The 26,518-nt window shown below is 33.3% G+C and carries 24 protein-coding genes and 1 tRNA gene; 12 read left to right on the top strand and 13 right to left on the bottom strand.

What is annotated here, in order from left to right; translation table 11 throughout:
• Positions 1-345: 345 nt before the first annotated feature.
• The 9 genes from BGO27_00900 to BGO27_00940 form a co-directional block, all read right to left on the bottom strand.
• Positions 346-1,959, bottom strand: a complete 1,614-nt coding sequence (locus tag BGO27_00900; GenBank protein OJV14036.1) for a hypothetical protein — start codon at positions 1,957-1,959, stop codon at positions 346-348.
• The gene (locus tag BGO27_00905) at positions 1,950-2,516 is read right to left on the bottom strand and encodes a hypothetical protein (protein ID OJV14037.1); all 567 of its coding nucleotides are present in this window, start codon (positions 2,514-2,516) and stop codon (positions 1,950-1,952) included. The genes BGO27_00900 and BGO27_00905 overlap by 10 nt, the downstream gene beginning before the upstream one ends.
• The gene (locus tag BGO27_00910; GenBank protein ID OJV14137.1) at positions 2,513-2,803 is read right to left on the bottom strand and encodes a hypothetical protein; all 291 of its coding nucleotides are present in this window, start codon (positions 2,801-2,803) and stop codon (positions 2,513-2,515) included. Before BGO27_00910 ends, BGO27_00905 begins: the two co-directional genes overlap by 4 nt.
• 32 nt (positions 2,804-2,835) lie before the next feature.
• Positions 2,836-3,030 (bottom strand): transcriptional regulator, encoded by a 195-nt coding sequence (locus BGO27_00915; GenBank protein OJV14038.1) that lies wholly within the window; start codon positions 3,028-3,030, stop codon positions 2,836-2,838.
• A 158-nt stretch (positions 3,031-3,188) separates the two neighbouring features.
• Positions 3,189-4,496, bottom strand: a complete 1,308-nt coding sequence (locus BGO27_00920) for a hypothetical protein (GenBank protein ID OJV14039.1) — start codon at positions 4,494-4,496, stop codon at positions 3,189-3,191.
• A gap of 19 nt (positions 4,497-4,515) precedes the next feature.
• Entirely contained in the window at positions 4,516-5,685 is a 1,170-nt protein-coding gene (locus tag BGO27_00925; protein ID OJV14138.1) for an integrase, read from the bottom strand.
• A 165-nt stretch (positions 5,686-5,850) separates the two neighbouring features.
• Positions 5,851-5,940, bottom strand: a tRNA-Ser gene (locus tag BGO27_00930).
• A gap of 256 nt (positions 5,941-6,196) precedes the next feature.
• The gene (locus tag BGO27_00935) at positions 6,197-6,880 is read right to left on the bottom strand and encodes a hypothetical protein (protein OJV14040.1); all 684 of its coding nucleotides are present in this window, start codon (positions 6,878-6,880) and stop codon (positions 6,197-6,199) included.
• On the bottom strand, positions 6,873-8,123 hold the full coding sequence (locus tag BGO27_00940) for a hypothetical protein (GenBank protein ID OJV14041.1): 1,251 nt from the start codon (positions 8,121-8,123) through the stop codon (positions 6,873-6,875). Before BGO27_00940 ends, BGO27_00935 begins: the two co-directional genes overlap by 8 nt.
• A 146-nt stretch (positions 8,124-8,269) precedes the next feature.
• On the opposite strand from BGO27_00940, the gene BGO27_00945 reads away from it, so the two are divergent.
• Positions 8,270-10,945: a hypothetical protein gene (locus BGO27_00945; GenBank protein ID OJV14042.1), complete on the top strand. Its 2,676-nt coding sequence runs from the start codon at positions 8,270-8,272 to the stop codon at positions 10,943-10,945.
• On the opposite strand, the gene BGO27_00950 is transcribed toward BGO27_00945, so the two are convergent.
• Together BGO27_00950 and BGO27_00955 are read right to left on the bottom strand one after the other, a co-directional pair.
• Entirely contained in the window at positions 10,942-11,403 is a 462-nt protein-coding gene (locus BGO27_00950) for a ribosomal protein S6 modification protein (GenBank protein OJV14043.1), read from the bottom strand. The two genes, BGO27_00945 and BGO27_00950, sit on opposite strands and share 4 nt — an antisense overlap.
• 87 nt (positions 11,404-11,490) lie before the next feature.
• Positions 11,491-11,976 (bottom strand): hypothetical protein, encoded by a 486-nt coding sequence (locus tag BGO27_00955; protein OJV14044.1) that lies wholly within the window; start codon positions 11,974-11,976, stop codon positions 11,491-11,493.
• A 90-nt stretch (positions 11,977-12,066) separates the two neighbouring features.
• Here BGO27_00955 and BGO27_00960 point away from each other — a divergent pair, with 90 nt between their 5' ends.
• Entirely contained in the window at positions 12,067-12,924 is an 858-nt protein-coding gene (locus BGO27_00960; protein OJV14045.1) for an RNA polymerase factor sigma-32, read from the top strand.
• 11 nt (positions 12,925-12,935) lie between these two features.
• Here BGO27_00960 and BGO27_00965 read toward each other — a convergent pair whose 3' ends face one another.
• Together BGO27_00965 and BGO27_00970 are read right to left on the bottom strand one after the other, a co-directional pair.
• On the bottom strand, positions 12,936-13,886 hold the full coding sequence (locus tag BGO27_00965; protein ID OJV14046.1) for a hypothetical protein: 951 nt from the start codon (positions 13,884-13,886) through the stop codon (positions 12,936-12,938).
• A 1-nt stretch (position 13,887) separates the two neighbouring features.
• Complete coding sequence (locus BGO27_00970) at positions 13,888-14,244, bottom strand: group 1 truncated hemoglobin (GenBank protein OJV14047.1); 357 nt, start codon at positions 14,242-14,244, stop codon at positions 13,888-13,890.
• 147 nt (positions 14,245-14,391) lie between these two features.
• Here BGO27_00970 and BGO27_00975 point away from each other — a divergent pair, with 147 nt between their 5' ends.
• The 10 genes from BGO27_00975 (at position 14,392) to BGO27_01020 (ending at position 26,489) form a co-directional block, all read left to right on the top strand.
• Positions 14,392-15,162: a hypothetical protein gene (locus tag BGO27_00975; GenBank protein OJV14048.1), complete on the top strand. Its 771-nt coding sequence runs from the start codon at positions 14,392-14,394 to the stop codon at positions 15,160-15,162.
• Between the two features lies 1 nt (position 15,163).
• Positions 15,164-15,598, top strand: coding sequence for a TIGR00701 family protein (locus BGO27_00980; protein ID OJV14049.1), 435 nt, complete (start codon positions 15,164-15,166; stop codon positions 15,596-15,598).
• 172 nt (positions 15,599-15,770) lie between these two features.
• On the top strand, positions 15,771-17,027 hold the full coding sequence (locus BGO27_00985) for a transcription termination factor Rho (GenBank protein ID OJV14139.1): 1,257 nt from the start codon (positions 15,771-15,773) through the stop codon (positions 17,025-17,027).
• A 22-nt stretch (positions 17,028-17,049) separates the two neighbouring features.
• The gene (locus BGO27_00990; GenBank protein OJV14050.1) at positions 17,050-18,006 is read left to right on the top strand and encodes a malate dehydrogenase; all 957 of its coding nucleotides are present in this window, start codon (positions 17,050-17,052) and stop codon (positions 18,004-18,006) included.
• Between the two features lie 22 nt (positions 18,007-18,028).
• Positions 18,029-19,201, top strand: coding sequence for a succinate--CoA ligase subunit beta (locus tag BGO27_00995; GenBank protein OJV14051.1), 1,173 nt, complete (start codon positions 18,029-18,031; stop codon positions 19,199-19,201).
• Positions 19,202-19,203: 2 nt separating this feature from the next.
• Entirely contained in the window at positions 19,204-20,082 is an 879-nt protein-coding gene (locus BGO27_01000) for a succinate--CoA ligase subunit alpha (GenBank protein ID OJV14052.1), read from the top strand.
• Between the two features lie 12 nt (positions 20,083-20,094).
• Positions 20,095-22,929, top strand: a complete 2,835-nt coding sequence (locus BGO27_01005; GenBank protein OJV14053.1) for a 2-oxoglutarate dehydrogenase E1 component — start codon at positions 20,095-20,097, stop codon at positions 22,927-22,929.
• Positions 22,930-22,940: 11 nt separating this feature from the next.
• Complete coding sequence (locus BGO27_01010; protein OJV14054.1) at positions 22,941-24,116, top strand: dihydrolipoamide succinyltransferase; 1,176 nt, start codon at positions 22,941-22,943, stop codon at positions 24,114-24,116.
• 60 nt (positions 24,117-24,176) lie between these two features.
• Complete coding sequence (locus BGO27_01015) at positions 24,177-25,589, top strand: dihydrolipoyl dehydrogenase (GenBank protein OJV14055.1); 1,413 nt, start codon at positions 24,177-24,179, stop codon at positions 25,587-25,589.
• A gap of 198 nt (positions 25,590-25,787) precedes the next feature.
• On the top strand, positions 25,788-26,489 hold the full coding sequence (locus BGO27_01020; protein OJV14056.1) for a hypothetical protein: 702 nt from the start codon (positions 25,788-25,790) through the stop codon (positions 26,487-26,489).
• Positions 26,490-26,518: the final 29 nt, after the last annotated feature.

Consider the following 26,518-nt stretch of genomic DNA (forward strand, 5'->3'; position numbering starts at 1 on the left):
CTTGTAAAAGCTTTTGTACTATTGGCTGTTTCAATAACTTGCCATAAAAAGTATCGTTAGAATAACCGTATATTTTGCGTATTTTTTCGTTACTAAAGCCAAGTATAGATAAAGTTGTAAATTCTGGCATGTCACCTATGTTTACGGAGAGTTCAGAGATAACAGATCTACTCCTTGGTCTTCCAGCAGGATTATTAGATTTCCTCACATTCCCCTCCGTTAACTAAATTTTAATGCTTACACAATGACGCAAGTGACGCACTTTTAATCCTAATATTATAAACATTTATCATAAGTAAAAATAATATAATTTATTTAATTAAAAAGTTGCGTCACTTGTGTCATTTATTCTGAATGATTTGCTAATAGCATTATATTAGAAAGCATCCTGACTCCATTAACACCTCGTTTAGGTTTAACTCCAAAATGATATAATCTGTTAGTAAAATTATTACGATTATATTTGGTATTTATACCATTATCACTACACCACTTTAAGTATCTTTCGTATACTAATTTAGATACAATAATTCCTCCACCTACTTTACAACAATCCTCTAAAAATTGTTTAATATGGTCATTATTAAACTTCCAATCTTCAGTAGCTTTTGTTGAGGATGCAGGTACAATAAAACTTTCTCTTCTCAACAAATTTATTAGAGCAGAAATAACGAGATTAAATATACCAGGGATTTCTGATTCAAGTTCTTTGGAAAGATTAGGGTCTATTTCATCAGGCTTAAATGTTCTATTAAATGTCACTGGTATTATTCTTCTATAAATAGCATCGCTATAATCTTTATTGTAAGGTAAATGATTAGTAGCAAATATCAATGTAGCAAAAGGTTTACATTCTATTGGATTTATAAATTTTTTCTCAATAGTCATGATCTCTCCAGAGCTTAAAGCTTTGATTTCTTCATCAGGTAGTTTTTCTCCTTCAGATATTTCCGCAACAATATTCGCAAGTCTACCATTTAATTGTGCTTTTTGAAATTTATTTGATAATGATTGCATGGATACAGAAGAACAATTACGATTACCTAATAAACTTTTTATAACATTTAGAAAAACAGATTTGCCATTGCATCCTGACCCTACCAGAATAAAAAAACGTTCTAAAAAACAATCTTTAATCAGCGTATATCCTATCATTTCTAATAATAAATTAATTTTATCATCTTTATCTTCATCATAATAGAAGATTTCTTGCAAAAACTTTTCAAAACGAGGAGCAGTCGCATATGGATCGTAATTAATATCAAAATAAATAGTGTTATAAGTAGTTTTTGTAGGTTGTGATGATATGAAATTATTTGTATCCCATTTTAAATATAAGTTTTTGAAAGTTAGATCTAAGATATCCTGATTAAACTTAATGTTTTGATTATATAATCTCGATTTCATTATATCCAAGATTGAATCAATTTTGCTTTTTAATACACGTAAATGCTTAGTTTGACTAATAATTATTTGTTTAATTTCTCTGTCTTCTTTAGACTCCCATCTATTGAGATTAAATATATAAAATGAATTATCGGTATAAATAATATTATCCTGCCCAATTATATTAATAATATACAATGAAATACTTAGCTCATCTCCAAGAATCTGATACCATTTATTCCTTAACTCCCTTAGATTATCTGTAGCATTTTGTTCGCAATTCCACATAAGTTCATCTAAAGACAAATCACATCTTACAGCTATGTTTCTCAATATCGTTCGTTGCTGAGTTATTGTTAAATAGTCTAAATCAAGAATAGTGTTAGCTAGCGTATATAATTCTTGCTCATCAAAGATATTATCAATTATTTGCTTGATTTCTTTTATAGATAGTTTACGTTGGATACTAATAATATCCATGTTTGCTGCGATATTTTCTGGGGAAATGCCTGCTGCGAAGGCATTTCCAATATCGTATCCTTTTTCTACATTAAATTTGTTTGTTAATTGCATTGTAGTTCTCCTAGTTTTTCAGTTTTAATAATATAAATTTGCAAAATATTTTCTTTTAATAGTAAGTCGATAACTTTTTCACAGTAATTAATTCCTGGCTCATCACAGTCATAGCTTATGTAAACAGTTCTTCCTTTTAAAGCACTCCAATCAGTTTTATCGGCTGCATTACTACCTCCTGAAGATGTTGTTGGAATAAAATTAGGAAATAAATGTTTTGCAGCTTCAACAGTTTTTTCTCCTTCTACTATTAAGATAGGTTTTTCAGGGCAGCGTATAATTTCCTCAAGATTATAGAGAGGTCTTTTAAAGTCAGGCCATTTACTCATCCAGGCGTCAGTGCTGTTTAGATGCTGACCATATACGTAAGGTAAAATACTTTTTTTTGGTTTGCCACTTGAGGAATCTATATAATCCCACCTACAAACATAAAATACTGTAAAGCCTTTTTCGTTGGTATAGGGATATATTATGTCTGGTTTTGTTTGATCTATGATATTCTGAAATGGTAAGGCATTTTTTGGAATTTCATGATATATAAACTTTATCTCATTCATAGTTTTTCTCCTATTAACTTTAATAATTCTAAAAGTGATTGTTTTTGACTTATGCCTTTGATATAAGCATATAAAGATATGATGTCTCCGCCTTTATCATTTGTTGCAAAATCTGCCCATTTACCAGTGTGTATATTAATTTTAAAAGATCCTAGTTTTTGATCATATCTAGTTGGATTAGTAGATATATACTCTGAGCCAACTTTTTTCCCATGAGGAAGTATTTGTTGTAAGAGGCTGTAAATACGAGGCTCTAACTTAGATTTTCCTTTGCTAAAAATATTCATTTGTGAAAGATTAAATTTTTTCATAACCCCTCCTAATTAATATTTTCTATTAAAGATATGATATCTTCAACTTTCCAGGCGGTAGTGCGTGGACCTAATTTTACAGATTTAGGAAAGCGGCCTTGCTTAACACCCAGCCACCAAGTTGATTTACTGACAGGGTACATTTTTAGTACATCAGGTAGCCTGATAAAACCTAAATGATTTTTTAATAGCTTTTTATTCACGGATATAACCTTTGATAAAATTTAAATAAACGTAATCGGTTTTTAAACCTACTTTAATTTATTAGTTTTTTTAAAAGGTAGATCAATTCAAGAAATTCCAAAAAATATTAAAAATCAATTTTTTTATTTTTTGGAATTTTTCAAGTGTTGCTGTTTCTCTACATATTAGAATGAAAATTAATTTTTGGAATTTTTTTACAAAATGGATTTATTATATATGTATCTAAAGAAGTTTTTCCACATTTCAAACTTGGATAATCTCGAACTAAAAGATTATATAAATCATCTCTAATTATAGATTTATGAATTTTTCCTTTTGGTGATATAAGCTTTAGACTTTCTTTATTTTTAAGTTTATTAAACGATTCTATGGCAATATTTAGATACTCTTCTATGGAGTAATTTTCGCTATCAGAAATGTTACCTTTTAAAATTTCAGTAATAAATATTTTCCATATTTTAATGTATTTATTTTTAGGGCGTCCTTGTGATTTTGATTTAGTAGGATTAATAATTATTTTAATATTGGAATATATAGATCTTGCAAGTGATGCAGAGGAATTTTGAACACTAATAGAACCAGAATTTATTATACCTTCTAGTTGTATTTTATTTAATATTACGGGGTTCCTTGATTGGTTAATAAATGCTTTTATAGATATTTTTCCATATTTCGTATATTTAACTATTATCTGAAATTGAGTTTTTATATTATCTATCAAATTTTCATTATCTTCATTGGTATTTATGAAGTTGTGAAATTCAGTTAATAAATGTTCCTCTCCAAAGTAACTCATTGCTTCCTTTAACGTGTATTCCTTTTCTGTATATTTTATAGTTTTATTGAATGAATTGTTTGGGAAGTACGTATAAGGATTCCCCCAAAAAGAAATTTCATTTGGGAAAATAATATTATGGGAATATTTATGAATACTTTTTTTCATATGTCTTTCTAATCTTATCCAACTAAAAAAAGTTGATCTGGAAATGTATATAATTTTAGTTAATTCAGATAAAAATTTTTTTATTTCACTTTCTAATGTAATTGAGCTTATGCTCTCAATTAATATTTTGCTTTGTTGAAAATATTCAAATTGAATCTTCACGAAATATTTAAAATTTATTACTTTATCGAATTGACTAATTAGGGCTTGAGGAAAATAACTTTGGATGAATTTGTTATCATTAAGGCAGTTATTAATATAGATTATAATATCTTCTATGTAGTTATTTACTAATACACCATGTATAATTGGATTAAAAAAATTCTCACCATTTTCAATTAAATTGAGGTAACAATCTGAGCTAGATTTCATTTCCAGTCTATCAAATTCAAACTCAGAATTTAAAAAGCGCCCCAAAAGTTCTTCTGCTATATGATTTATAAAATCATTTCTATTAGTTTCTTTTGCAATTAAGGTAGCTATATTATAAATTGAAAGGGAATTGTTGAATTCATTTTGCATTTATTACTCATTTTATAATTTAAAACAATTTACTTAAATAATCTGCCCACCATTGCATCATTGTCCTGCGCTCAGGCAGATATTGAGCGTGGTTATAACTTGCTCTAACTTTATTTCTTTCAGCATGTGCAAGTTGTCTTTCAATAACATCTGGTCTAAAACCATGTTCATTTAAGATTGTTGATGCAGTAGCTCTGAAGCCATGTGGTGTCGCTCTACTATGATAACCCATGCGATACATAGCGTATAAAAGAGTGTTTTCGCTTATATAGGTGAGGGGATTATTGCGATTAGGAAAAAGATACTCTCTATTTCCATTTATAAGTTTAATTTGATCAATAAGATCAAGAGCCTGATTTGATAAAGGTACAATATGAAGTTCGCGCATTTTCATTCTTGCAGCAGGTATACGCCATTCTTTTTTTACAAAATCTATTTCTTCCCATCTTGCACCCCTTAATTCAATGGTTCTAACAAAGGTGAGAAGTAATAATTTTAAGGCTAGTTTTGTTTGATATTCGCCATCATATTCTTCTATTTTTTCTAGAAATTCAGGTAGTTCTCTTGCATCAAGTCTTGCATAATTAGTTTTTTTACGGCTCTGTAGTGCACCTTTTAAATCAGTTGATATGTCTCGTTCAGCTTTACCAGTCGCTACGGCATATCTGAAAATTTGCCCGCAAGTTTGTCTAGCTCTTTTTGCAATATCAAGTGCCCCACGTTTTTCTATTTCTCTTAGCACTAATAGTAATTCAGGAGCTACTATATTATTGATGGGTTTAAATCCAATTTTTGGAAAAATATCTGCTTCTAATCTTCTAAGTACATATTCCGAATGTCTTGCAGTCCATGCATTTACCTGTTTTTGATGCCATTCCCTTGCCACTAATTCAAAGGTGGTCTCTGAATTTAGGTACTTTTTCAGCTTTTCTTCCTTTTTTGCAGAAGAGGGGTCTATATTTTCAGATAATAATTTCCTTGCTTGATCTCTTTTTTCTCTCGCTTCTTTTAAAGATACTTCTGGATAAACCCCAATAGCTAATCTTTTTTCTTTACTGGCAAAACGGTACTTTAAACGCCAGTACTTGCTGCCATTAGGCATAATTTCTAAATATAGACCTTTTTCATCAGAAATTTTACGTGCTTTTTCGCTAGGTTTCGCATTTTTACAGGCTGAATCAGTCAGCATGGGGGCATTTCTCCTATCCAAGAAAATTTGTGCCCCCATTTGTGACCCCAAATGCCCCCGGATGTTATTATACGTCATTAAATTATATTGGACGATAATTTACGGTAAGTGGTGCTAAATGTCAAGGATTTTGGGACTTTATTGGACTTTAATAAATGTCAAATCTGGCGGAGAGAAAGGGATTCGAACCCTTGATACGTTTTCACGTAAACACGCTTTCCAGGCGTGCGCCTTAAACCGCTCGGCCACCTCTCCATGTAGTATATAGTTAAGTCTTTATAATTCTGGTATGCGTCATTTCCTCACTCACCTAAGTTTGACTCAGCTTCGCTCGTCATTCCTGTACCATAATTCAAATACTTTAACTATAGTTATTTTATTTGAATTGTGTACAGCGTCGCTTACTCAATCATGTAGGGTTTACTACACTTCTTTCGTTTGCCTCTTGCGCCTAAATAAAATTAAAAGACCATATGTTTCTAGCAAATTTTGCGCTATTTGCAATAAAAAACTATATTTGTTTAAATTCGCCCAACTTTATCTGGAATTTGCGATCAAAACTACTAAGAAGGCTATTATTATGCGTTACAATTAAAGCCGCAAGACCCATTTCCTTTACAGTATTTTTCATAAGCTTAAATACATGATCTGCTGTTTCAGGGTCAAGGTTCCCGGTAGGTTCATCAGCAAGAATGAGGGCAGGGCTGTGTATTAACGCCCTTGCAATAGCTACCCTTTGCTGCTCACCCCCAGATAACTGGTTTGGATAGTGGGAAGCTCTGTGAGGAAGCTCTAGCATTTCTAGCAAAGATTTAGCTTTGGTAAATGCGTCATTTTTTGAGTAATTAAAATTGATAATAAGTGGCATTGCAACATTTTCAATTGCTGAAAAATCTTTAAGTAAGTTATGAAACTGATACACAAATCCGATTTTATGACCCCTAAGATAAGTCTTTGATTTATCGTTATTTTTTTCAAGTTTAGAGCCTGCAATAATCACATCGCCTGAATCTGCATCATCGAGAAGTCCTGCAATTTGCAAAAGAGTTGTTTTACCACACCCAGAAGGACCAACTAAGCCTGTAAACTCACCTTTTTCAATAGATAAATTTACATTATTTAAAACTTTAATTTCAAGACCAGGCTGAATATATGATTTTGATATATTTTGAAGTTCAAGTGCTATATTAGTCATTGCGTAATGCCTCCCCAGGGTTTACCTGTGATGCTTTAAATGCTGGGAATAAGGTTGAAATTATGCTAAGTCCGAGGGTAATAAATATAATTCTTCTGACATCGTTATAATCAATTTTAGCCGGTAAGTTATTAAGGTAATAAACTACAGGGTCAAATAGGCTTACCGAAGTTATAGATTCTAAAAAGTCTTTGATAGTATTAATATTTTTTACAAACCCAATTCCAAGAGCAACACCTGATAAAACGCCAAATGCACCCAGTATAAAGCCCATATATACAAATATTCTGACAATGGTAAACCTTGATGCTCCAATAGTACGAAGAATGGCGATATCATATTTTTTATCATTAACAAGCATATACAGGCTTGAAATAATATTAAATGCTGCTACCACTACAATAAGTGTGAGAATCAGAAACATTACAGCCCTTTCAATTTCTAAAGCTGATAAAATTTGGGCATTTTGATATTGCCAGTCTTCCACGTAAAATTTGCGTTTTAGCAAATTTGCAACATCTTTAGTAAGCATAGTTGACTGAAAAGGATCATGAATATTAACCTCAATCTGCGAAATCATATTAGGCATTGAAAAAAGCCTTTGTGCAGACTCCATATGCATAAATAATAGCGCACTATCAAACATGTATGATCCAGAGCGGAATATTGCCGCAACTGTCATAGTTTTAAAGCGCGGAATTGAACCCATAACAGTTTTAGTAAGCCCTGAAGTTACAACTTTAATATCATCACCTACATTTAGACCTAAGTTTCCTGCTAAGCCTTCGCCCACCATAACTGCATTATCGTCATGCAAATATGCCGATAAACTTCCATCTACTAGATTATTTGTTATAATATTCTTGCGTTTTAGGTCGCCATTTTCAATGCCCCGAATTAATGAACCTGAAGCTTTGGAATTAGTAGTAACCATTACTTGCTGCTCTATAAGAGGGGTAATCTCTTTGACTTCTGGCATTTTTTTGAGATCATTTAAATATTGATGATAATCAACAATACCATTGGATGTACTTTTAACAGTTATATGACCCGAAACACCAAGAGTAATTCTTGTAAGCTCCTCACGGTAACCATTCATAACCGACATTACTACAATTAATGTAGCCACACCTAAAATTATTCCAAGCATTGCAAATGATGAAGTTATTGATATAAATCCGCTTTTATGTTTGCTGCGTAAGTATCTGAAAGATATGTAAATTTCGAGAAAAAACTGTTTCATATGTAATAAATTTTCTGATTATCAAATGAAAATAGCAGCTTTTTGGAATTATACAAGAATTCTGTACAATGTGAATTTATTATAGAAAATTAATTTTTAATGTTATAATAATATTTGTATATTAACTAAAAATTTACGGTTAGGCTATGTCAAAAGGAACAGAGTATAGTTATATTTATCGCCTAAATAATAATAAAGATTATTCATTGCTGTCACATAGCTTGTCTCAAGAACTGCATCATAGTTTTGCTATTAACGGGGAAATTACAAATCATGATATCGATAAAGTCTTTATATTTGTAAAAGCTGTAGCATTACTTGATATAAGTAAAGAAGATATAAATCATCAGGAATCAAGCTTTGATCGCTCGCAATTTAAAAGTATGCTCAGTATAATTGTAAATGACAAGAATCTAAAACACGATGATAAAATCTACTCAATTGGTAAGCTTCTTAATACGTCTAAGGCTGTCTTAGGTAAAGCAGATAGTAACGTGATTATGCATAATTTTACTCATAAAGAATTAATTAAACAAGCAAATGAATATCTTAGAATATTAATTAAAAAATATGGATATTCTCCTGAATGTTTATTTCATTTAATGTTTTTAAGTATAGGTACAGGGTCATTTTTAGATATTGATAAAGAGTTTACAGACTTTATAAAGTGTGTGAAATATTATGAGCAAAAACCAGAGTTATGCAAGGAAGATCCTTATAAAATCTTTAAAAATGAAATTGAAACAAACGAAGTAATATGTAGAAAAGTACTTAAAAAGCAAGGCTTGGGAATTTTTCAAAATTTTAGTTTGGAAATAGATGCGGATATAACATTACTTCAAATGCTTAGTGTTTTAAAAAATAATGACCTTATAATGGATTTTAATAATATAAAATTTCTTCAATTACACGTTCTCAATAAATATTCGGGAGTGAACAGACAGGAAATCATCAGATATTTTATTAAAAGTAAACAGCTAACTTTAGAAGAGTTAAATTTTGAGAGTTTATTAAAAAACGACAGTCAATTTTTTTACAATGAATTTCATAAAATGCTATTTTATGTGATGTTTATTGATTATGAAGGTAAAAAATATGCATCAGATAAAGAAATACAAAATTGGCATAAGATATACTTTAAAAAGTGTTGCGAACATCTAGCATATATAATAAAAAATTTCCTAGCTAAAATGGTAGAATACGACCAATATTTGAAGCAACCCAGAGAAAAAGTTGTTCTCGTTTATCAACAAGATCCATACAGTGCATGTATCAAAGATATTAAAAGATATAATGAAAATATTGAATTCGCAGAATTTATTCTAGATAGAAATGGAATAATAATATCTGATGAGTACATTGGTATAAGAGTTCCTTTAATTCTAATGCAGATGCTAGATATTATAAGGCAAAAGCAGTTTGTATCAAATATTCAAGATATTAAAGCCATCAAAATAATGATACTAGATACAATGGCAGCTGCTGATCGTACTGAATTAATTTCATATTACCTTGAAAGTGGTCAGTATAATTTAGTTAAAGAGTATTTTGAGCATTATATTCCTCAGATTGCTGAATATAACTCATTATTATTCTGTGAAATTTTACTCTATACATTTTATTCCAAGGACAGTTCTTTTTTGCTCAAGGCTTTTGAATGGTATAAGACTACAAATCTTATGAAAAGTATATATGCTCATCTAAATCTTATGAGCGCAAAATTTATAAATTTTGCAAGTGAAATAGATGGTCTTGATTATCCAAGACATTTAGATAACGCTATAGATATAGTAATATTAATAGATAAATTATTCGATAATTATAAACTCCATCAATTTAAATATTATTTATCATCAGGACTTAGTAACGATCATAGAATTTTGTATAATTTATATTACGCTCTTAAAAATAATAGTGAAGAATTAATAATTTCAGCAGTTAATAACTTAAAAAGAGTTAAAAACCAAAAAACTCTAGATGTGGTTTTAAAAAATATGAGAAACCATATAAATGCGAAGAATGCTAAATATGAAGTAGTTGAGGTTTTAATAAAGTTTCTTATCAATAATGAGCATGAGGAAGTGGCAATAAATTACATAGAGAAATATGTTAAAAAAAACAGACAAATTTTTCAAAATCTTATTTTCGTAAATGAAAAGATCAGTTTTCATTTTTTTGAAAGATTACATAAAAATTCAGAAGAAACAATATTGTATGAATTGCTAGATGCCTATTATCAAAAAACTGCTTCTTATAAAGCACTTGGAATGAAAATAATGTATTTAAGTGAAAATGGTAGGTTTGAAGAGGCACTTGAGATTGTTGGTCAGTTAAAAACATTATTTCCAAATGATTTTATAGGTACAAATTTTGAAGTAAGGCTTTATATGCATTTCGGAAGAGTGAAGGAAATTAGCTTAATGATTGATAATGGTTTGTTATCCGAAATACAAAATTTGTCAAAAGATTTACAGGAAATGTACACTGTAAAAGAAATATTGATATACTCTTATAAATTGTTTTTTAAAAATAAAAAGCTTTATTACTGCAAGCAAATTATTGATATAACAAATGAAATGTATGGAAATTTGCCAGAACTTGAAGATTATGATCTACTTAAAACTTATGCCAGCGATTTGCTCGAAAAATATTCCAGTTGTGATAGTAAAACCTACTTAGACCTTTATAAAGATTTAAGAATGTGTGTATCAAAAAATGAAAAATATGGCAGGATATTAGTAGGTGATTTTAGAAGTTTTGAAGAAGAGAATAGTAAATATACTAGCGTAAACAAAAATTATGTGGCGCATTGTAATAATTAATCGCTGTAAACAGCAAGTGCTTCACTTTTCTTTACTTTGCCTTGTAAAAAGCTTTTGCCAGGGTCAACTAAAATTCTTCCCTTCATTGCTTGTCTTCCTAGTAACATCTGGTACTTCATTTTAGTACGGTCTGCTAAAGTTATTTCTATTGGCCAGCTTTTGTTACCAATTGTTAAATGAGTTCTCACTACATATCTAAGGCTTTTATGTCCGCCAGAGTCAGAGACTGTACGTTTATCTACAACCTTAGCTTCACAGCTTACTTTTATTTTTGATCCCTGAATTGGCTTTACGTTGAATTTTACCCAGGTTTCCCCATTTTGTTCAAATTCTTTGATAGTTTTAGTGCCGATAGAAGAGGTTGTAGCACCTGTATCTACTTTTACTTTTATGCGTGGTATCCCTAAATTTTCAAGACTCACCCACTCTTGCCAACCTACTTTTATTTTCTGTTTCATAAATATTACTCATAAGTAAATCTCATAAAAAGATTATAGTAAATTTTGTCTATTTTAGGCAATAAGTTTTTGAAAAATATGGTATTTTTAAATAAGTTTGGACTTGATGTATATTCTATATGCGCCTTCACCACCAAGGCTTCTTTCTGCTGTAATATAGTTTGTTATAATACCTGATTTTTTAAAGCCTTCTAACCAGTGTTCTATATTTTGCTTAATTTTTCCTTTAAATTCGAATTTCTCATTCATGCCTTTGCCACAAATTGCTATAACGCATTTAACACCACTAGTACTGGCATCAATTAAAAACGATTTTAAAGTCAAAAATGCTTGCTCTGTAGTTTGCCCATGAAGATCTATTGTGCGTTCAACATCTCTTTTGCGTAATTTTTTAGCCTGTTTTTTTGTATAACTTATTGTTTTATCGAACAAAATGCCAAATTCATCTAAAGTAATCTCTTGTATTTTGCTTGTTCTTACTTTATTAGAAGTAGCATAAGTCTTTGAAACTTTTGGTTTTTTATTAATTTTTTTTACGGATTTAGTAAAATCCTTCCAATTTTCATCAGTCATTTAAGTTTTTTTTAAATTTTTTACACTATAGGGCTTGAGAAATTCTAAACAAGTTATTATAATATATACAGGAAAAAGAGGAAAGAAAATATGTCTCTGATTATATCTAATTCACCAGTAGATCAAGCAAGTTTAAGTAGCTACCTTGACAGAATTAAGTCAATTCCTACTCTAGATCAGGAATTAGAGCAAGAACTTGCAAGAAAAATGAACGAAGAAAAAGACGTTGAAGCTGCACAAAAGCTTGTAATGAGTCATTTAAAGCTTGTTGCAAAGATTGCTTTCGGATATCGCGGCTATGGTCTGCCCATTATCGATATGATATCAGAAGGTAATATAGGGCTTATGCATGCTGTTAAAAAGTTTAACCCGCAACTTGGTTTTAGACTTTCGACTTATGCAACTTGGTGGATTAAAGCGTCTATTCAGGAATACATTTTAAAAAGCTGGTCATTAGTAAAAATCGGTACTACAACCGCTCAAAAAAAGCTATTCTTTAGCTTAAGAAAGGTAAAATCGGTTATTAGCAAAGCAGAAAGTGGCTTTTTAACTAATGCTGAAATTGATGAAATTGCAAGCAGGCTAGACGTTACTAGTGATGAAGTCCGTGAAATGGACATGCGTATGAATAAATCAGATGCATCACTTCATACACTTGTTGGTGAAGATAAGTCTATGGAGGCTATTGATTTATTGCCAGACCCATCTGCTAATCATGAAAATATGATCATAGCTAAAGATGAAAAAAATTATAAAAATCAGCAGCTTACATCTGCTTTTAGTACTCTTAATGAAAGAGAGCAGGAAGTAATACGTAATAGGTATATGACTGAAAGTGCTATGACTCTTGAGCAAATATCTAAGACTTTAGGTGTATCTACAGAAAGAGTAAGACAAATCGAAGCAAAAGCGCTTGAAAAAATGAGAAATTTAATTAGCGCTGAATAAATTTTGTTATATTATTTAGACATTATAAATGCATCGCTTGCAATTTTGGAAGATGAGACTCCTGCCAAGAAAATTGTTTGTTTTAGGCTGCTTACGATTGCTGGGTTTCCGCAAAAAAATGCGTAAATACCTGACTTATTGGTAAATAAGTTAATAGTTTTTTCAATATTATGCTCAAGAGGATTATTTTCATCAAGTAAGCATTTAATATATTTGAAATTATTGTGTTTTGCGTTTAAATTTTCTAGTTCTTTAACAAAATATAGATCATTAAGATTCCTACCGCCCTGAAATAAATATATATCACCTATATGGTTGCTTTCTAATGCTTTATTTAAAATTCCCCAAAGAGGTGCAAGTCCTGTACCAGTTCCTGCTAAAATAATTGTATTATTATGGTGTTGATTGCTATAAAAACAATTACCAATAGGACCGCGTAACATAAATTCATGACCAACTTTAGCGTAGTTAAATAAAATATTACTCATGCGACCATTTTTCACATTTTTTACATGTAACTCAATAAGATCATCATGTATGCTTGCAATGGAATAAGAACGCGCCAACGAATTATTATAAATAAGATTAATATATTGACCAGGTTCTGCAGTTAAAGGTTTTTGAGGTTTTAAAGTTACCTGCATCACATTATCATTTAGTAGTTTTAAGCTATGAATATTACAAAATATATCAAGTCCTGCATCACTAGGCATGCATACCTCGATATCTTCAGTAACCTGATGTTGACATGCAAGTAAATAACCTTGTATTTTCTGGTTTGGATGTAGTCCTTCCTGTGATTTGGTTGGTAAATTTTTGCTTTCAGACTTCATAAGGCAAGACTGGCAAGTTCCGCTTCTGCAGGAATATGGAATAGAGTTGCCGGAAGATAGTAAGCTATCAAGTAATATACTATCTTCAGCTACTTCAATAAATGCTTGATTATATTTAATTTTAGGCATGTTATTTATTTAAAACATCGCTTCTTACGCTTTCTGCAATTTTAGCAACTTCGCTGATGTCATTAGCGGCAACGCCTAATTCTTGTAATGTAGATGCCAAATGACCAACAACGCTATCGAAATGAGCATCTGTTAATTTCATATGTTTATGACCTTCACGCATATCTTTGCCAGTATAATTATTAGGACCACCAAATGCATATGTTAAAAAGCTTTTCTGTTTAGCAATTTGCTTTTCCATATCTATGTTTTTGAAAAAATGGTTTATGGTATTATCATTTAAAACTTTACGATAAAAAATATCAACTGCTGTGTTTACAGCATTAACACCACCAATACGTTCAAATAAATTACTCATAACTTACCTCCCTAATATAAGTTTTATGTATAACTACTATTTTAACATTTATGAGATATTAAATAAACTAAATAAAAAACTATTTGCTTTTTTCCTTGTATTTCAATTTAATCATGGCACATATATTTAGTTAAAAACGGTATTTAAGTGCTATACAGAAAAATTTCATCTTATAAAACATTGTTATCTAAGGAAACTAAGAGGTTTTTAAGGGTTTATCATCAGACAATAATTTCACCGTTAGTTTCAGCTTTATTGTTTTATCATATATTTGCACTATCAATTTCAAAATCAGTTCCTAAAATTGCGCATTTGCATTATGAAACTTTTGTAGCTGCGGGTCTTATTGCAATGTCTGTCATTCAAAACTCGTTTGCCAATAGCTCTTCTACTATACTTATTAGTAAAGTAAATGGGGCTATTATTGATTATTTAATTCCGCCCTTTACCAGTAACCAAATAATTTTTTGTATTAATGCCGCTTCATTTTTTAGGTGTGCTTTAATATCGGTTTTAAGCTTAGCTGTATTTAGTTTACTTGCACCACTTCATATACATGATATATTTTTATTTGCATACTATATATTAGTAAGTTCTTTAATTTGTGGTCTTATTGGAACTTTTGCCGGTATATATTCCAGAAGATTCGATGACATGGCTGCAATCACAAATTACGTTGTAACGCCTTTATCATTTTTATCAGGCACATTTTATTCAGCGCATAACTTAGAAGGTTACTGGAAATATCTTGTTGACTTTAATCCATTCTTTTATATGGTTGACGGCATTAGATATTCAATTACAGGTTATTCAGAAGCTAGCATTGAAAGTGGTGCAATATTTTTATTAGCTTTATGTATATCGCTTTGGATATTTGTTTATGTGATTTTAGCAACAGGTTGGAAACTAAGGAAATAACATGGCAGAATATTACTTATTAATTAAAGCTTTGCATATAATTTCTTTTACAGCGTGGATGGCTGGAATGTTCTACCTTCCAAGGCTTTATGTTTATCATACAAAATATCAGAGTGGATCTGAAACTGATCAGTTATTTCAGACTATGGAAAGGAAACTGCTAAGAGTTATAATGAACCCTGCAATGATTGCGACATTTATTTTTGGTATAATGCTAATGTATATTTTAGGTTTAGAGTCTTTAGGCGGATGGTTCCATGCTAAGGTAACCTTAGTGCTAATTATGGCAGGATGCCATGGAATGCTTGCGAAATATCGTAAAGATTTTGAGAAAGGTGTAAACAAAAAATCTGAGAAGTTTTTTAGAATGTTAAATGAAGTGCCTACAGTATTAATGATTTTGATAGTGATGCTAGTAGTTCTGAAGCCGTTTTAATAAAGAATAATTGACAATAGGAGTAAAAAACTCTAGAGTTTATTCATCATTCCCAAAGATCTTATATATTTCAAACAATTCTAACGCGATAATAAAACAGATGACAGAAACACAAAACTTAAGTAGTGATGAATCAGAAAATACACAGGTTCAGGCTCACGAAGTAGAAACTATTTATTTAAAAGATTTAAAAAAGAAAAATCCTTTAGAGCTTGCCTCTATTGCAGATTCTTATGGTATAGAAAATACCAGTGCAATGCTAAAACAAGACTTAATATTTGCGATTTTAAAAAAGATTGCCGAAAAAGGTGGGGCAATTATCGGTGACGGTGTTTTAGAGGTTTTACCAGATGGTTTTGGCTTCCTTCGTTCACCAGAAGCTAACTATTTAGCAGGTCCTGACGATATTTATGTATCGCCAAATCAAATTAAACGTTTTGGTCTTCGTACAGGTGATTCAATTGAGGGTCAAATTCGCGCTCCTAAACATGGTGAAAGATACTTTGCTTTAGTTAGAGTAACAGAAGTAAATTTTGCAGCTCCCGAGACAATTCGTCATAGAGTGAATTTTGATAACCTTACTCCGCTTTATCCAAACGAAAGATTAATGCTTGAGAATGACACTGGTGATAGTAAAGATTTAAGCACAAGGGTTATTGATCTTGTATGTCCACTTGGTAAAGGTCAGCGTGCGCTTATTGTTGCGCCTCCTAGAACAGGTAAAACAATGCTTATGCAAAACATTGCGCATGCTATTACAAAAAACCATCCTGAAGTGTATTTAATTGTTCTTCTTATTGATGAAAGACCAGAAGAAGTAACTGATATGGCTCGTTCAGTAAAAGGTGAAGTGGTAAGCTCAACATTTGATGAGCCTGCAACACGCCACGTACAACTTGCTGAAATGGTTATTGAAAAGGCAAAAAGATTAGTTGAAAACAAAAAAGACGTTGTAATTTTATTGGACTCTATCACAAGGCTTGCGAGAGCTTATAACACGGTTGTTCCTTCGTCAGGTAAGGTATTAACAGGTGGTGTGGATGCTAATGCACTTCAACGTCCAAAAAGATTCTTCGGTGCTGCAAGAAATATTGAAGAGGGCGGGTCTCTCACAATTATTGCAACAGCACTTGTAGAAACTGGTTCAAGAATGGACGAGGTTATCTTTGAGGAATTCAAAGGAACTGGTAACTCAGAAATCATTCTTGAAAGAAAAGTTGCAGATAGAAGAATCTTCCCTGCGCTTGATATTATTAGATCAGGCACACGTAAAGAAGATTTACTATTTGATAAAAATATATTACAGAAGATGTGGGTTCTAAGAAAAATTATCATGCCTATGGGTACGGTAGACGCTATGGAATTCTTAATCGATAAACTTAAGCCAACAAAAAACAACGGGGAATTCTTTGATTCAATGAATTCATAAATAAAAACTGGGGGGAGTATTTATGTCAGTTACGTCAGGTCGTAAAAAATTTGCTTTAATTGGTGGTGGTAACATTGGTGGTACGCTTGCACACTTAATCGCACTTAAAAAATTAGGTGACGTTGTGCTTTTTGATATTGCCGAAGGACTACCGCAAGGTAAGTCACTTGATATTGCGCAAAGCTGTGCAGTTGAGGGGATTACAGTATCTTATGCTGGTACTAATGATTATGCGCAAATTGCAAATAGTGATGTTATCATTGTAACTGCGGGCGTACCACGTAAACCTGGTATGAGCAGAGACGATCTGGTAAATATTAATACAGGCGTAATGAAAACAGTTGGTGAGAATATCAAAAAATATGCGCCAAATGCTTTTGTTATTGTGATCACAAATCCTCTAGATGCTATGGTGTGGGTACTTCAGCAAGCAAGTGGTCTTCCTACAAATAAAGTTATTGGTATGGCGGGTGTTCTTGACTCAGGAAGATTCAAGCACTTTTTAGCCGAAGAATTCAAAGTTTCAGTAAAAGATGTAAATGCTTTCGTGCTTGGTGGCCATGGTGACACAATGGTTCCGCTCGTAAGATATTCTACAGTTTCTGGTATCCCAGTACCTGATCTCATTAAAATGGGCTGGAGTTCCGAAGAAAAAATCAACGCAATCGTTCAAAGAACCAGAGATGGTGGTGCTGAAATCGTAGGGCTATTAAAAACAGGTTCTGCGTTCTATGCTCCTGCTGCTTCTGCTATTGAAATGGCTGAAAGCTACATTTATGACCAAAGAAGAGTTCTTCCTTGCGCTGCAAGCCTTAATGGTGAATACGGCGTTAAAGACTTATATGTTGGCGTGCCTGTAGTTATTGGCAAAAACGGTGTTGAAAAGATTGTTGAAATTGAACTCAACGAACAAGAAAAACAAGAATTTGCTAAATCAGCTGATGCTGTAAGAAGCTTAATTTCCAGTATAAAATTATAAAAACTAATAGGTGAAATCTAGTATGAATATACATGAATATCAAGCAAAGGAACTTTTGCGTAAGTTTGGGGTTCCTGTAAATAACCAGGGCGGTCTAATTTTGAGCGCCGCTGATATCGACCCAGTAGTATCAAAGCTAACAGATGGTAAGCTTTATGTTGTAAAAGCTCAGATCCACGCTGGTGGTAGAGGTAAGGCAGGTGGTGTTAAACTTGCAAAAAGCCCTGCAGAAGTTAAAGATCTTGCATCAAAAATGCTTGGCATTACTTTAGTTACACATCAAACAGGTCCTAATGGTCAGGTTGTAAGACGTATTTACGTTGAAGAAGGATCTGACATTAAAAAGGAATACTACATTAGTTTAGTAGTAGACCGTGCAACATCAGCCGTTACTATTATGGCATCAACAGAAGGTGGTGTTGATATTGAAGAAGTTGCTGAAAAACATCCTGAAAAAATTGTGAGAGTTACAGTTGATCCAGTATCGCATATTCAGCCGTTCCATTTAAGAAAGCTTGCTTTCGCTATGGGTTTTACAGGTGAGCAGGCGAAAAAATTTGGTCAGTTCGTGGAAAAACTTTACAAAGCTTTCTTAGCAACTGATGCTTCGCAAGTAGAAATCAACCCACTAATTACTAATGAGAAAGATGAGTTTGTAGCACTTGATGCTAAATTTAACTTAGATGATAATGCTTTATTCAAGCATGCTGATATTCAGGCAATGCGTGATGAAGATGAAGAAGAACCATTAGAAAGAAGAGCGGCATCAAGTGGTCTTAGCTATATTAAAATGGATGGTAATATCGGATGCATGGTCAATGGCGCAGGTCTTGCGATGTCTACTATGGATATTATTAAACTTTATGGTGGTGAACCAGCTAACTTCTTAGACGTTGGTGGTGGTGCTAACAAAGAAAAAGTATGTGAAGCATTCAAAATTATTCTTTCAGACAAAAACGTAAAAGGTATTCTGATTAACATTTTCGGCGGAATTATGCGCTGTGACGTTATTGCAGAAGGTGTAATTGCGGCTGCGAAAGAAGTATCATTAAGTGTGCCGCTTGTTGTAAGACTTGCTGGTACTAACGTAGATCTAGGTAAAGAAATTTTAGCGAATTCAGGTTTAAAGATTGTTCCTGCTAACGATCTTGCAGATGCTGCGGAAAAAATTGTAAGTGAAGTTAAGAAGGTTTAATCATGAGTATATTAGTAAATAAAAACACAAAAGTGATTTGCCAGGGTTTTACAGGTTCTCAAGGTACATTCCACTCTGAGCAAGCTGTAGCATATGGTACAAAAATGGTAGGTGGTGTTACTCCAGGTAAAGGCGGCACAACACATATTAATCTTCCAGTATTTAATACAGTAGATGAAGCTGTACATACAACAGGCGCCAATGCTTCAGTAATTTATGTTCCGCCTGCATTTGCTGCTGACTCTATTTTAGAAGCGATTGATGCGGGTATCGAGCTTGTAATTTGTATTACAGAAGGTATTCCTGTTCTCGATATGATGACTGTCAAAAGAGCATTAAAAGGGTCTAGAACAAGACTTGTAGGACCTAACTGTCCGGGGGTTATTACTCCTGATGAATGTAAGATTGGTATTATGCCAGGTCACATTCATAAAAAAGGTAGAATTGGTATCGTATCTCGTTCTGGTACACTTACATATGAGTCTGTAGCACAAACAACAGCATTAGGTTTAGGTCAGTCTTCATGCGTTGGTATTGGTGGCGATCCAATCAACGGTACAAACTTTGTGGACGTAATTGATATGTTCCTTAAAGATGATGAAACAGATGCAATTATTATGATCGGTGAGATTGGTGGTAATGCGGAAGAAGATGCAGCTCAGTTTGTAAAAGATTCAAAAATTAAAAAGCCTATGGTTGGCTTTGTTGCAGGTAGAACAGCTCCTCCTGGTAGAAGAATGGGTCATGCTGGCGCTATTATTTCTGGCGGCAAAGGTGGTGCTGATGACAAAATGGAAATGATGCGTAGCGCAGGAATCAGAGTTTCTGAATCTCCGGCAACTATAGGTCTTACCATGGCACAACTACTTGGCAAAGCATAGGAGCAAAATACAATGTCACAGCTAAAGGGTAATACACACCTATTCGGTGGTAATACAGTTTTTGTTGAAGAACTTTATGAAAGATATTTGGAAAATCCGAATAGCGTTGATAGTTCCTGGCAAAGTTTCTTTAAAGACTTTGGTGATAGTAAAGATCAGGTGAAATCTTTACTAAATGGTCCCAAATGGTGTCCTCGTAATGTTACGATTACTAAGGTAAAAGAAGAAGTAGCTAAGACTGCGGAAAAAGGTAAAACAGCGGATATTTCTGCTGTTTTATTATTAAAAGCGGTCAAAATGATCGATAGTATCAGGGATAAAGGTCACTTACTTTCAAAGCTTGATCCATTAGGAATCGAACGTGTTCCAACACCTGAAGAAATTGGTTTAGGTTTGATTAATTTTGGTTTTTCTGCTAGCGAAGCTGAAATGGAAGTTGATATTAAAAACTATGTAAACGGAATTACTAAAGTTAAAGTTGCGGGTTTATATAATTTCTTATTGTCAGTATATTCATCAACATTTGGTGCTGAAATACAGCAAATTCGTGATCCTAATGAAAGACAATGGCTTTACGATAAATTAGAATCAGGCGAATTTATAAACCAGATTAATGCAAATGATCGTAAGCATATTCTTAGAACTCTTACTGAAACAGAAGGTTTTGAGCAGTTTTTGCATTTAAGATTCCCTGGTGCTAAACGTTTCTCTGTAGAAGGTGGTGAATCATCTCTTGTTGCTGTTGAGCAAATGATTGAAAAGTCAGCAGAGCTTGGTGTATCACGTATAATTATGGGTATGGCGCACCGCGGTAGGCTTAATAACCTTACTAAAATTCTTGGCAAACCTTATGTAGCAATGTTATCAGAATTTCAGGGTAATTTAGCATTTCCAGAAGAAATGGGTTTTTCTGGTGACGTAAAATATCACCTTGGTTATTCATCTATTAAAACGACTTCAAAAAACAATAAAATTTCTGTAACTATGGTGCCAAACCCATCACACTTAGAGACAGTTAATCCTGTTGTAATGGGTAAGGTAAGAGCTGAGCAAACAGAGGCAATATTAGAAGGCAAACAGCCTGAATCTATTGGTTCTATTCTAATTCATGGTGATGCAGCTGTTATTGGTCAGGGCGTAGTAATTGAAAGTATTATGATAGGTGACGTTCCAGGCTATGAAGTCAAAGGAACACTCCATGTTGTTGTTAACAATCAGGTTGGTTTTACTGCGAACCCATGGAACGGTAGAACCTCAAGGTATCCAACAGAATTTTTTAAAGCTGTATCTGTACCAATTTTTCACGTAAATGGTGATGATCCTGAAGCTGTTACAAAAGTTGCAAGACTGATGGCTGAATACAGGCAGACATTCAAAAAAGATACTGTAATGAATCTTGTATGCTTTAGGCTGCATGGACATAATGAATCGGATGAGCCGAATTTTACTCAGCCGCTTATGTACCATAAAGTATCTGCTCATCCTGGTGTAACCTTTAAGTATAAGGAATATGCTGTGAATAGCGGCTCTATTACAGAAGAGGAAGCTAGTGGTTATAAGGAAGCTTTCCGTAAGTTCTTAGATAGCGAACTTGATGCTTCAAAAACTTATAAACCGAACAAAGGTGATTGGTTAGAAGGTAAATGGTCTAAGTTTAAGCTGCCATCAATTGAAAGACAAGAGCCTAATACCGGTGTAAATATTGAATCACTTAAGAAAATTGGTGAAAAGCTAACATTTGTTCCGCAAGGCTTTGAAATTAATAGCAAAATTGCACGCCAGTTAGATCAAAAGAAAAAAATGTTTGAAACAGGTTCAGGTATTGACTGGGCAACAGCAGAGAGCTTAGCTTTTGGTTCTCTTTTAGTTAATAATCACCCAGTAAGACTTAGTGGACAAGATGCTGGTCGCGGTACATTTTCGCACAGACATTCAGTTTTCCATGATCAAAAAACTGCAGCAAAATACGAGCCGCTTAATAACTTAGCTGACAAACAAGCAAAATATGAAGTTATCGACAGTGCGCTTTCAGAATATGCAGTAATGGGTTATGAATATGGTTATGCTCTAGGTAATCCAAATGCATTAGTGCTTTGGGAAGGTCAGTTTGGTGACTTCGCAAATGGCGCTCAAATTATTATAGATCAGTATCTTGCTTCAGCAGAACGCAAATGGCTTAGAATGAATGGCTTAGTGCTTTTATTACCGCATGGTTATGAAGGTCAAGGTCCAGAACACAGCTCGGCAAGATTTGAAAGGTTCCTGCAGCTTTGCGCGGAAGATAATATGCAAGTTGCAAACTGTACAACACCTGCTTCATATTTCCACATTCTTAGAAGACAAATTGTAAACGACTTTAGAAAGCCATTAGTTATGATGTCGCCTAAGTCATTACTACGTCATAAATTAGTAGTGTCAGATTTAGCTGAAATGGGTGAGGGTACAAGCTTTAAACCTGTTATTGGAGAGGTAAGTAAAGTTATAGATCCTAAGAAAGTCAAAAAAGTGATTTTCTGTACAGGTAAAGTGTACTACGACCTTTATGAAGAAAGGGAAAAACGTGGTGATACATCTATTGCGCTTATTAGGCTTGAACAGCTTTATCCATTACCAAGCGATCAGATTTTAGAGGTTCTGGAAAAGTTTGAGAAGGCTAAAATTTTCTGGGCGCAAGAAGAGCCAAAGAATATGGGCGCTTACAGTTTTATTGCGCTTAAATTATTTGATTTATTGGGTCAAATGGTTGGCTATATCGGTAGAAAAGAGGCAGCTTCTCCTGCAACAGGTTATGGTAAAATCCATAATCGTGAAGTACAAGAAATTATAAAAGCAGTTTTTGAAAGTTAAGAGGTAATGAAATGACTGTAGAAATTAAGGTTCCACCACTTGGTGAATCAGTAACTGAAGCAACAGTTGGCAAATGGTCAAAAAAAGTTGGTGACAGTGTTAAAGTTGACGATTTATTAGTAGAGTTAGAAACAGATAAAGTTACCTTAGAAGTAACAGCATCGACATCAGGAGTTCTTGAGGCAATTAGCTTTGATACTGGTAGCAGTGTTACAGTAGGTACTGTTCTTGGTAAATTGAAAGAAGGTGCGGTCGCATCAGCAAGCCCAGCTCCAGCACCAACTGCAGTTTCAGCAGTGGCGGCAGCACCTAATGTTACAGTTGGTATTTCAGATAATGTAATGCCTTCTGCTCGTAAAATGATGGCTGAAAATGGCTTAGCGGCATCAAACGTACCTGGTACTGGTAAAGATGGACGTATTTTAAAAGGTGACGTTATAAATGCTCTTGAAAATCCAGCTTCAAATAGTAGCGCTCAAAGTTCTACAAGAAGTGAAGAACGTGTGAAAATGACAAGGCTTCGTAAGCGTATTGCTGAAAGGCTTAAAGAGTCACAAAATACGGCTGCAATTCTTACAACTTTTAACGAAGTTGATATGTCAAACATCATGGCTATGCGTAATCTTTACAAAGATTCATTCGAGAAAAAACACGGTGTGAAACTTGGTTTCATGTCATTCTTTGTAAAAGCTGCAGTAGCCGCACTAAAAGAAATTCCAGCAGTAAATGCGGAGATTGATGGTGACGAGATTGTTTATAAAAATTACTGTGATATTGGTGTTGCAGTAGGTACTGAACAAGGTTTAGTAGTTCCTATCGTTCGTGATGCTGATAAAAAATCATTTGCTGATATCGAAAAGGAAATTGTAGCATACGGCAAAAAAGCTCGTGAAGGCAAACTTACAATGTCAGATTTGAGCGGTGGTACATTCAGCGTGTCTAACGGTGGTGTTTACGGCTCGCTTTTATCTACACCAATTATCAACCCTCCGCAATCAGGTATCTTAGGCATGCATAAAACCATGGAAAGACCTGTTGCAGTAAATGGTAAGGTAGAAATCAGACCTATGATGTATCTTGCGCTTTCGTACGATCATAGAATTGTTGACGGTAAAGAGGCTGTAACATTCTTAGTGCGTATTAAAGAATGCATCGAAAATCCTGAAAGATTATTATTTGATCTTTAATTTTAATAATATAAGGGGCTATTTTAATGGCTCCTTTTAAATTTTAGGGTATATAAAATTATGACAGAAAATACATTTGATACAGTATTTATTGGTGGTGGTCCTGGGGGATATGTTGGCGCTATTAAAATGGCTCAGCTTGGACATAAAGTTGCTGTAGTAGAGATGAGAAAAACTTTAGGCGGCACATGCCTAAACGTTGGATGTATTCCATCAAAAGCTTTGCTGGACTCTTCACATAAATATGAAGAGCTTATGCACTCATTTAAAAATCATGGCATTCATGCAAAAGATGTGAGTGTGAATCTTTCGGAAATGATGGCAAGAAAAGATAAAGTTGTAGGCGATCTTACAAAAGGAATTCAAGGTCTTTTTACTAAAAATAAAGTTACCTATATTAACGGTTTTGGTTCTATCAAATCACAAAGTGAAGTTGAAGTTAAAGCTGAAGATAGTAAAACTTCAGTACTTCAAACAAAAAATATCATAATATCAACAGGTTCTGACATTGCCAGAATTCCAAATGTTGAAATAGATGAAAAGACTATTGTTTCATCTACAGGGGCGCTTGCTCTTGGTAAAATTCCAAGTTCACTGATTGTAATTGGTGGTGGATACATTGGGCTTGAAATGGGATCAGTTTGGAAAAGACTTGGTACAAAAGTAACCGTTGTTGAGTTTTTAGATAGAATTACGCCGTCAATGGATTCTGAAATTGCAAAACAGCTCCAAAAAAGCTTAGAGCAGCAAGGCATGGAATTTAAACTCGGCAATAAAGTTTTATCTGCTGAGAATAAAAAAGATAAAGTGATACTGAATATCGAGTCTGTAGCAGATGGTAAAAAAGAGGCATTAGAAGCTGAAGTTGTACTTGTTGCAGTTGGGCGTGTTCCATATACCAAAGATTTAGGCTTAGAAAAAGTAGGAGTAAAACTTGATGAAAGAGGAAGAGTTGTAACTGATCACCACTTTAGAACAAATGTTCCTAATATTTATGCTATTGGTGATGTTATTACAGGTCCTATGCTTGCTCATAAAGCAGAAGAAGAGGGCGTTGCGGTAGCAGAGATTATTGCAGGTCAGGCAGGTCACGTTAATTATGACGCAATTCCAGGTGTGGTTTATACCCATCCAGAAGTAGCTACTGTCGGTAAAACCGAAGAAGAGCTTAAAAAAGCAGGCACTGAGTATAAAATTGGTAAATTCCCATTTTTGGCAAACAGTAGAGCAAGAGCAGTTGACGATACATTTGGTCTGGTAAAGATTCTGGCTTGTAAAAAAACTGATAAAATATTAGGCGCTCATATTATTGGTGCAGATGCTGGTACAATGATATCTGAGCTAGTTTTAGCTATGGAATTTAGCGCATCTGCTGAAGATGTGGCAAGATCATGCCATCCACATCCAACCTTAAACGAAGCAGTAAAAGAGGCATGTTTAGCCGCTGCGTTCGGGAAAGCACTTAATTTCTAAAAATAAAGGGGTTTAAAGCTATTTTGAACCTCTTCCTTTTAAATATGCCCAATAAAGTTAAAAAAGAAAATTTACCCGAAAAAATATGTGAAGTTTGTAAGCGCCCATTTACATGGCGTAAAAAGTGGCAAAGGGTTTGGGAAGATATTAAATACTGCTCAGATAAATGCAGAAAAAACAAAAGTTTGGTAAAAGAAAATGATTAAAGTTGCTGTGATAGGTGCAAGTGGTGCCATTGGTAATGAGTTTGTAACTCAATATGCTAATATGGATAATATTGCTGAAGTATATGCATTTTCTCGTAATCTCATTAATCATGAAAGTCCTAAAGTAAAAGCTTATAAAGTAGATTATTTTGATGAAAATCAGTGGTTAGACATTCTACCTGATATGCCAAAATTTGATATCATCATTTTAGCAAGTGGTATACTTCATGATGAAGGAATTATGCCTGAAAAATCTATTAAAGAAGTTTCAGAACTTAAAATGATGCATATATTAAAAGTAAATACCGTGCTTCCTGCAATTATAATGAAGCATTTTTTGCCCAAGCTTTCTGATAATGGTAGATTTGGGATATTATCTGCAAGGATTGGAAGTATATCAGATAACCATCTTGGTGGCTGGTATTCTTATAGAGCATCAAAGGCGGCGCTTAATATGCTTATAAAGACTGCTAGCATTGAGCTTAAAAGAAAAAAGGTTGAGAGCATTATAATTGGGCTTCACCCTGGAACTGTGAATACTAAATTATCTAAGCCATTTCATGCAAATATTCCTGAAAAACAGATATTTACACCAGAATTCTCTGTAAATCAGATGGTTAAGGTTATTTTAGACATTACACCAGAAAGCTCAGGAAAATTTTTCGCCTATGATGGTCTTGAGGTGCAGCCATAAATAGTTGAATTTTTTGGAATAAACTATTA

The organism is Alphaproteobacteria bacterium 33-17, assembly GCA_001897445.1.
Taxonomy (GTDB): Bacteria; Pseudomonadota; Alphaproteobacteria; order Rickettsiales; family 33-17; genus 33-17.

Coding starts and splice junctions, on each gene's coding strand:
- BGO27_00905 (OJV14037.1), bottom strand. CDS start 2,516: ATGAATGAGATAAAGTTTATATATCATGAAATTCCAAAAAATGCCTTA.
- BGO27_00960 (OJV14045.1), top strand. CDS start 12,067: ATGTCTCTGATTATATCTAATTCACCAGTAGATCAAGCAAGTTTAAGT.
- BGO27_00950 (OJV14043.1), bottom strand. CDS start 11,403: ATGAAACAGAAAATAAAAGTAGGTTGGCAAGAGTGGGTGAGTCTTGAA.
- BGO27_00955 (OJV14044.1), bottom strand. CDS start 11,976: ATGACTGATGAAAATTGGAAGGATTTTACTAAATCCGTAAAAAAAATT.
- BGO27_00925 (OJV14138.1), bottom strand. CDS start 5,685: ATGCTGACTGATTCAGCCTGTAAAAATGCGAAACCTAGCGAAAAAGCA.
- BGO27_00910 (OJV14137.1), bottom strand. CDS start 2,803: ATGAATATTTTTAGCAAAGGAAAATCTAAGTTAGAGCCTCGTATTTAC.
- BGO27_01015 (OJV14055.1), top strand. CDS start 24,177: ATGACAGAAAATACATTTGATACAGTATTTATTGGTGGTGGTCCTGGG.
- BGO27_00945 (OJV14042.1), top strand. CDS start 8,270: ATGTCAAAAGGAACAGAGTATAGTTATATTTATCGCCTAAATAATAAT.
- BGO27_00940 (OJV14041.1), bottom strand. CDS start 8,123: ATGAAACAGTTTTTTCTCGAAATTTACATATCTTTCAGATACTTACGC.
- BGO27_00900 (OJV14036.1), bottom strand. CDS start 1,959: ATGCAATTAACAAACAAATTTAATGTAGAAAAAGGATACGATATTGGA.
- BGO27_01020 (OJV14056.1), top strand. CDS start 25,788: ATGATTAAAGTTGCTGTGATAGGTGCAAGTGGTGCCATTGGTAATGAG.
- BGO27_00920 (OJV14039.1), bottom strand. CDS start 4,496: ATGCAAAATGAATTCAACAATTCCCTTTCAATTTATAATATAGCTACC.
- BGO27_01000 (OJV14052.1), top strand. CDS start 19,204: ATGAGTATATTAGTAAATAAAAACACAAAAGTGATTTGCCAGGGTTTT.
- BGO27_00995 (OJV14051.1), top strand. CDS start 18,029: ATGAATATACATGAATATCAAGCAAAGGAACTTTTGCGTAAGTTTGGG.
- BGO27_00970 (OJV14047.1), bottom strand. CDS start 14,244: ATGAGTAATTTATTTGAACGTATTGGTGGTGTTAATGCTGTAAACACA.
- BGO27_00990 (OJV14050.1), top strand. CDS start 17,050: ATGTCAGTTACGTCAGGTCGTAAAAAATTTGCTTTAATTGGTGGTGGT.
- BGO27_01005 (OJV14053.1), top strand. CDS start 20,095: ATGTCACAGCTAAAGGGTAATACACACCTATTCGGTGGTAATACAGTT.
- BGO27_00965 (OJV14046.1), bottom strand. CDS start 13,886: ATGCCTAAAATTAAATATAATCAAGCATTTATTGAAGTAGCTGAAGAT.
- BGO27_00980 (OJV14049.1), top strand. CDS start 15,164: ATGGCAGAATATTACTTATTAATTAAAGCTTTGCATATAATTTCTTTT.
- BGO27_00935 (OJV14040.1), bottom strand. CDS start 6,880: ATGACTAATATAGCACTTGAACTTCAAAATATATCAAAATCATATATT.
- BGO27_01010 (OJV14054.1), top strand. CDS start 22,941: ATGACTGTAGAAATTAAGGTTCCACCACTTGGTGAATCAGTAACTGAA.